Here is a 6,826-nt window from a genome sequence, read left to right as displayed (position 1 = left end):
GTACAAAAAAGAGGCCCAATTCGTAAATGAATTGAACCTCCGAAATTCCCTCCATCAACACCGGTTGACAAAGAGCCATTTTAACCCCCGTATCGTTGTGACAACAGTCCTAATAAACAACAATACCCGCAACCGGCAGAAACGTGGCTACGGGTACTGATTTTATTTGATTTAATTAATTACCGTGCGTGGTCTGGGGACAAAATCATTGGCCCACGAACAGCACGAGGCAATTCGACCGTGATTCGGCGAATAACCACTGGCTGTGGCACCACAACGGGTACCGGCTTGGGCTTGGCCGCCAACATGTGCCAAATGGAATGTAGCAACAGTAAGCAGACAAACATCAACGGGAACCCCGCAATCGTCGAAACCGTTTGAACGGTCTTGAAGCCACCCACCATCACAATCCCAAAGGAGAAGACGATGAAGACAACGACCCAAATCATCCGGTTCCAGCGACTAGGTTCTTCGCCATCATCCAAGTTAAGACTGGTAAATGATGAGACGATGAAAGCGGAAGACGAAATCGTCGTCGCTAAGAAAATGAAACAAGAGATACAATACAAAGTTAAAATAATCATCTTAAATGGCAACGTCGCAATCACCGTGGCAACCACGGCAGCTTGTCCCTGCGTGTTTAAGATGTGGACCAAGTTAACGGCCCCGGTCCGTTGGAGCCACAAGGAGTACCCACCGAAGATGGCGTAGAAACTCATGCACCCCAAAGCCCCGTAAGTCAACATTCCAACTAAGACCTGACGGATCGTCCGACCCTTAGAAATCCGGGCAATGAACAAACCCATCACTGGCATATAAGATAGCCACCAGCCCCAATAGAAAATGGTTTCCTGCTGAGCGGTACTGTCCCCACCATTAGGCAAGGTGTTGGTCGACATAGCGATGAACTTCTGTGCCATCAACCCAATACTGTTCGTTTCAGAATTCAAAATGTAAATCGTTGGTCCAATAATTAAAATGATGGCCAATAATCCAAGCGCCGTCCAAATATGAGCGGAACTTAAGCGGTTGATCCCACCGTTCAGGCCATGGAAGACCGTGACGGCAAACAGGATAAACAGAATGATAAAGAGTTCAATTTTCAGCATTAAATTATCTTGAACACCGGTAAGCCGGCTGAGCACTTTGGAGATAATTGGAATTTCCATCCCAACAGATGAGCCAATACCACCCATAATCCCAAAGACGACCAGGAAGTCGACCACGTGACGGGCAACGACCTTTCCCGTACTGTCACCTTGAAGACTGGTGATGGCGGCGCTGACCCGTTGCACCTTACCGTGCTTGACGTACAAGACGTAAGCAATCGCAATCGTGGCTGGCGCAAACATCATCCACGCCATGGGACCCCAATTGAACTGGCCCAACATGTGAGCGGCACTGTACGCATTGCTGGAGAATGGCTTGAAGCCAAACGCCGGATGCTGTAAGTACCGTAATGGGTCAACGATCGACAGCATTAAAATGCTGGCATCGATGGCCGTCGCGAACACCATGCTTCCCCACTGAAAGTTGCTGTAGTGAGGCTTGTCTTCGGGATCGCCCAATTTGACTTTCCCAAACTTACCAAATGCCAAATACATAAAAAATAAAAAGTTGACCACGTACACCATCATATATGCCCATGACATGCGAGTATCAATCCAGTTCAACAATGAACTTAGTGTGGCTTGTAGTTGATTCCCACCTAAGATAAATAGCAATGACGCGAGAATAAATAAAACGATGGTTGGCACGAATACTAACTTATCAATATTTTTACGCGCTAAAATAAATAATCCTCCTCATTTGTTTCCTGAAAGCCAAGCTTCCAGCGGATGATGTCCAGTGAGATTGTACGAAAAAAGCGTTGTAGCTGGGGTCGTCATGCGAGCCACCTGTACAGCGCTTAAACGTTAAATACAAATTGCCTTTGTCAATCTCTCTGAAACGATATCCAAAGTCCATTATACGCGGTAAGATTAATTAGTAAAACCTTGCTGATAGATAAGTTTTTTCTATTGGAAATAAAGCGGTTACACAGCCGATAGCCATAGTAATCTAAGAATATGATTAGAATTTGAAATTTGGACCAATAACCGTTACTTTTTTAGTTTATTCGGCCATTGTTCGCGCGCCTGCTGATTACCAACAGCACTGTTGTCAATCTGCTTAATCACCCGTGCTGGATTACCCGCAATTACAACATCGTCGCCAAACGATTTCGTCACGACAGAACCAGCTCCCACGACCACATTATTGCCGAGCGTAACCCCAGGCAAGATGGTCACACGACCGCCCAGCCAAGCGTTATCCCCGATAGTGATTGGGGCTCCCATTTCGACATCATTGTTTCGGGCCATTGCGTTCAACGGATGGACCGGCGTGTACAAGCCAATGTTGGGGCCAAAGTAACAGTGTTCACCGATTGTGATTGGGCAGGTGTCAAGGAAGGTCATATCGTAATTACCATAAAAATGATTGCCAATATGAATATTCCAGCCATAGTCAAACATAAAGCTGGCTTCAGCGAAGAAGTCATCCCCTGTGTCCGCAATCAATTTCTTATAAGCGGCGTTACGCTGCTTATTATCGTCCAACTGATTAGCCGCCTTGAGTTGCTTACGCGCTAAAACGCGGCGGTCGATCAGTTCCTTATCAAATTGTTCGTAGGGCTGACCGGCTGTCATTTTTTCCCGTTCTGTTGCCATATCATCAATCACTCCTCTTGCCCTCATGATACCACACTGCCCAAAATCAGCTATTGTGACATTAGCACAAGCCATTCACACTGCGGCGGCCAGGGATTCCGCCAGCTATGGGGAACACCTCTGGTTCTGATTGATTTTTGATACAGCAAAAGCTTAACGCCTGTAACTTTTTTAAATATAAAAAAGCGGGCCCCTTAATGAACTCGCTGATTAAAAGTTATTTGCTAAAAGCTCTCAATCTTAGGACAACTAACCCGTCGTCTTTTTCAGTAAAAGCTCATCCTTATGTTCACGTACATAGGCCTTGAACATTGGATCTGAAAAATGCCAATAATTACGATCGTCACTTGTTAAGATTTCCAAATCTGGCCCCTTAAGCTTGGTCAACACTGGACTTAACGAACTGAATCTCATCTCTTCACCATCACGTAAATCGTTAACAGCGCTTAAAATTCCTTGCGTCGTCATTGTATTTTTTTCGGAATTAGCCATTGCATACAGGACATAATTTCTTACCGTTGTTTTGGTGCTTGTCCTGTTTTTCGCTTTATCCAATCGTGAACGATATTCAAGTTCATTAACTGCAAATACTTCCTGAATCGCGTCAGCAATATATTTATCTTTCATGATTTGACTATCTTCATCAATTGCCGCATAACCAGCATTCCGTCCCAATTCATGGAGTACTTTCCCAATCCCAGTAGAAATGTAAGTCGTTCTGTCAACTTGTCGCTCAGAACTTTTTAACTTAGCATTATCCCAACCAGTTTTAATGATTTTTTTGCTCTCTGCTTCGTTTAACTATGGGACAGCTATCGTTGCCAACCGACTTCTCAATGACTGGACATCATGCCAAAGTTCCTTAGCTGTTTCGGCAATACCGACAAAGACAATTTTGGCATAGGAATTCTCATAATTGACAGCATCATCGGACATGTTTTTCGCGATTTCTGCCAATCTGACTCTGAGGCTATCAGCTTCACCTGACAAATTTTCCATATCATCGACAATCAGAACTGTATTACGTTTAAAAAGCACTTCTTCAAGAATCGCGAAATCATCATTTCCCATGTATTGTTCAGTGATATTTTGATTCGTACTCTGACTTTGAACTTCGGCCCTCAAAGAAAACCAGCGTAATCCAGCTTTCGCTTCTGCCTGAACGCCATCTTCATTAGTCTGAATCCTCTGAACCACTCTGCTTAAACGCAGTCTACCAGCCACATCTGCAATAAAACTTTCTATTGTTGTTGTATTACTCATAGTAACCCGAATACTTTTAGTCCCATGAGATTTTTCCAACTTCTTTAAATTGTCCAAGACCATACTTGTCTTTCCAGCACCAGTTGGCCCATAGACCAACACTTGCCTTCCGCGCTGGGCAAACTCACGCATAATCGTTCTGTCCAAGTTACCTCGCCCAACATAATTTTTAACAGCGGGCATACTTGGCGTAAACCAGTCGTTTAATGCATCTGTAGCTTCTTCGCTCCAACTCCAAGCCATAAGTACGCCACCTTTTTGTATTTTGTGTTTTGCGTTTTGCGTTTTGCGTTTTGCGTTTTGCGTTTTGCGTTTTGCGTTTTGCGTTTTGCGTTTCTAATTATATCACTGTTCGGCGTACTTCTAGGCGTATATGTATCGTATGTCTCAAACAAAAATAATTCTCTCTTCTGATATTTCTTCAAGATACATAGTGTTTAGCATCTAGTCCACTTACCAAAGTAAAAAAAAGGCCATGACCATTCTCAGTCACAACCTCCGTTTGAATTTCCTAATATAACTGTTCACCGTGTCTCGCTAATTTTCGGCTGACGCTGGTTGTGTTGGCATGGCTTGTTCCCGTAGAATCCAGGTGATACCATATGCATCAACGATTTGGCCCATCTTGCCACCAGCTACCTTGGAGAAGGGACTGATAACCTTGACGTCTGACTTAACCAATCGCTGATAAAGTGCATCGAGCGCTTTCACACTGGCACTATCATCTTCATCCACCGTCAGCATCAACGAAATTAACGTCGACGAAGTAGGTTGACCCATTAAAGCATCTGCACATTGAACATCTAAGCCCAAGATGCGAAAACCACCGTTCATCGTCATTTGGTCCAGATCCACTGTTGGTTCTAACCCAAATTGCTCGACCTCCGTGGCCGTTGGGCTAATCCGATAACTATCGGTCGCACCAAAGACACTTTGATAATAGGCAATGGCCTCTTTGGCGTTTTCAAACTCCAAATATGGAATTAATTTTGCTTGCATGATTCGGTACCCCATTTACTTACTATTTTTTAAGATGTGTTTGGCTAGCTCCCTAGTTGACGGGTACTAGTCCCCTCAATTAGCTGACCCACAGGTAAAATCTAGGTCTCATTATACCCTTAATTATCTTCAAACGGTAGGTTTTGCAGACTTCGGGCAATATCCGCCACCGATTGGTCTGTATCCGATTGGTGTTGAACAGTCGACCCGTGGTCTGATGCTAAAGACTGTGACGGCGCGGTTTTCACTGGTTTTACCGATCGTTTAGCCTCCTGATGCATGCCATCCATTGTTTCATTCAGTAAATGGTCGACAAAGACATTCCCTTGATTGGTCGCATGGCCTTTCGTCCACTGATAGGTCAAGTGACTAAATTGTGGTAACAACCGATCAACATCTTGCCAGAGTTCTGCGTTAACTAACGGCCCCGCGCTACGTTTCCAGCCACGACGTTTCCAACCTGCTAACCACCCTTTGGTGATGGCATTTAAGACATATTGTGAGTCCAAAACGAATTGAATTCCAGTCTGCGTTTGTCCTAAATCTACCAAACGTTGCAACGCGTTACGAAAGGCCATAATTTCCATGCGATTATTGGTTGCCCCAAACTCACCAGCGGACCCCGTCACAGCCTCATCCGGCAATTCAATGCGATACGCCCAGGCTGCTTTATCGACCGACCGCACGTGGCCCCCGGCAACGTTACCGGTATTTCGTGACCCACCATCCGTATACACCGTAACGGTAGCAGCAATAGCTGCTACCTTCATGGTTGGTTGAGTTGCTGACTTCTGCGCTGTCTTTGGCGTACCAGTTGCCGTCGTCGTCATAAACGCCTTGGCCCCCGCTTCCGTCATAAAACTTTTGTACTGTGCACCTGAAAAGCCACTAACTTGTTTTTGCGTTTCCGGCCAAGTCCGATAAATTCCCGGCTGCCGCCCCCGCCGAACCGCGTAGTATTTCTGTGCCAAATGTATCCCCGCTTTCGAACTGATGTATGCTAGTTTACCATACTTTATCGGCTCACTGGGCATATCCGCTATTACCACATTTGTGTACCCGTTACCATCCCAATCCCCTCTAGACAAACTTTTTTCGGTAGTTGACCGTCAGAACCGCAAATTTGCCTAAAATTTAAAGGGTAAATTGTTTCCATAACTTTTAGATTATGCTAACCTAGTAGGTGTGAATACTGGCCGGAGACTGTCATTTTCACTTATTTTTTCAATTTTTGAGGGGGTTTTTTATGAAGAATCCGATTCGTGCAACCATTATTTCCGTCGACCAAGCCCGTGCTATGCTGAAAGACCAGCACGAACAACGCGACGAACGTTTTCCACAACTCGCCATCTCCGGTCAATACATCTTACCAGACTACCGGCTAACTCGTAAGCGTGAAGCTTTCAAGATTCGGAAACATACCTTTTTGAAGCGCCACTTCCGGTCTTACGTGGCCTTTGACTCCGATAACGGTCAAACGCTGTGGATTCACAATTTTCCCAGCCTTTCCGAAGCGTGTTTTTGGTTAAACACCGGTTTAAAACCCGGTGATACTGATTCTGCCAAGTCTTATCAAGATTGGAAGATCGAACACGCGACCGAAATCGAGACCTTAAAGGAACAGCTACGTGCGGAACACAAGACCAAGAAACAACCTGCCGCGCCAAAGCCGCTAACCGTAGCCGCAGTCAAAAAAGCACATGCTAAAAAATAATTTCATGCAATAAGCGCCCCGGCAATTTCTACCGCGGCGCTTTTCGTTTGACTTCATTTAATGGTTCTACAATATCTGTTGTTGGTAATAGATTTTTATCTATTAATGATGACAGATTTTTTGTTTATCATTAGAATAA

Annotated in this window: 7 protein-coding genes; 1 reads left to right on the top strand and 6 read right to left on the bottom strand. The window is 44.8% G+C overall.

Features of this window, described 5'->3' with window-relative positions; genetic code table 11:
* Nucleotides 1-179: 179 nt before the first annotated feature.
* The 6 genes from EKM89_RS13265 to EKM89_RS13240 all read right to left on the bottom strand — a co-directional run bounded on the left by EKM89_RS13265 (nucleotide 180) and on the right by EKM89_RS13240 (nucleotide 5,944).
* Complete coding sequence (locus EKM89_RS13265; protein ID WP_125689263.1) at nucleotides 180-1,757, bottom strand: BCCT family transporter; 1,578 nt, start codon at nucleotides 1,755-1,757, stop codon at nucleotides 180-182.
* Between the two features lie 345 nt (nucleotides 1,758-2,102).
* Nucleotides 2,103-2,711: a sugar O-acetyltransferase gene (locus tag EKM89_RS13260; RefSeq protein ID WP_125689261.1), complete on the bottom strand. Its 609-nt coding sequence runs from the start codon at nucleotides 2,709-2,711 to the stop codon at nucleotides 2,103-2,105.
* Between the two features lie 249 nt (nucleotides 2,712-2,960).
* A complete protein-coding gene (locus EKM89_RS13255; protein WP_164510600.1) occupies nucleotides 2,961-3,338 on the bottom strand; it encodes a hypothetical protein in 378 nt (125 codons plus the stop codon).
* 174 nt (nucleotides 3,339-3,512) lie between these two features.
* Entirely contained in the window at nucleotides 3,513-4,217 is a 705-nt protein-coding gene (locus EKM89_RS13250; RefSeq protein WP_125689257.1) for an ATP-binding protein, read from the bottom strand.
* A 294-nt stretch (nucleotides 4,218-4,511) separates the two neighbouring features.
* Entirely contained in the window at nucleotides 4,512-4,973 is a 462-nt protein-coding gene (locus EKM89_RS13245; RefSeq protein WP_125689255.1) for a VOC family protein, read from the bottom strand.
* 119 nt (nucleotides 4,974-5,092) lie between these two features.
* Nucleotides 5,093-5,944: a ribonuclease H family protein gene (locus tag EKM89_RS13240; RefSeq protein ID WP_125689253.1), complete on the bottom strand. Its 852-nt coding sequence runs from the start codon at nucleotides 5,942-5,944 to the stop codon at nucleotides 5,093-5,095.
* 275 nt (nucleotides 5,945-6,219) lie between these two features.
* On the opposite strand from EKM89_RS13240, the gene EKM89_RS13235 reads away from it, so the two are divergent.
* Nucleotides 6,220-6,687, top strand: coding sequence for a hypothetical protein (locus EKM89_RS13235; protein ID WP_125689251.1), 468 nt, complete (start codon nucleotides 6,220-6,222; stop codon nucleotides 6,685-6,687).
* Nucleotides 6,688-6,826 lie beyond the last annotated feature (139 nt).

The organism is Levilactobacillus fujinensis (assembly GCF_003946335.1).
Classification (GTDB): domain Bacteria; phylum Bacillota; class Bacilli; order Lactobacillales; family Lactobacillaceae; genus Levilactobacillus; species Levilactobacillus fujinensis.
This window is presented reverse-complemented; position numbering and strand designations above follow the sequence as displayed.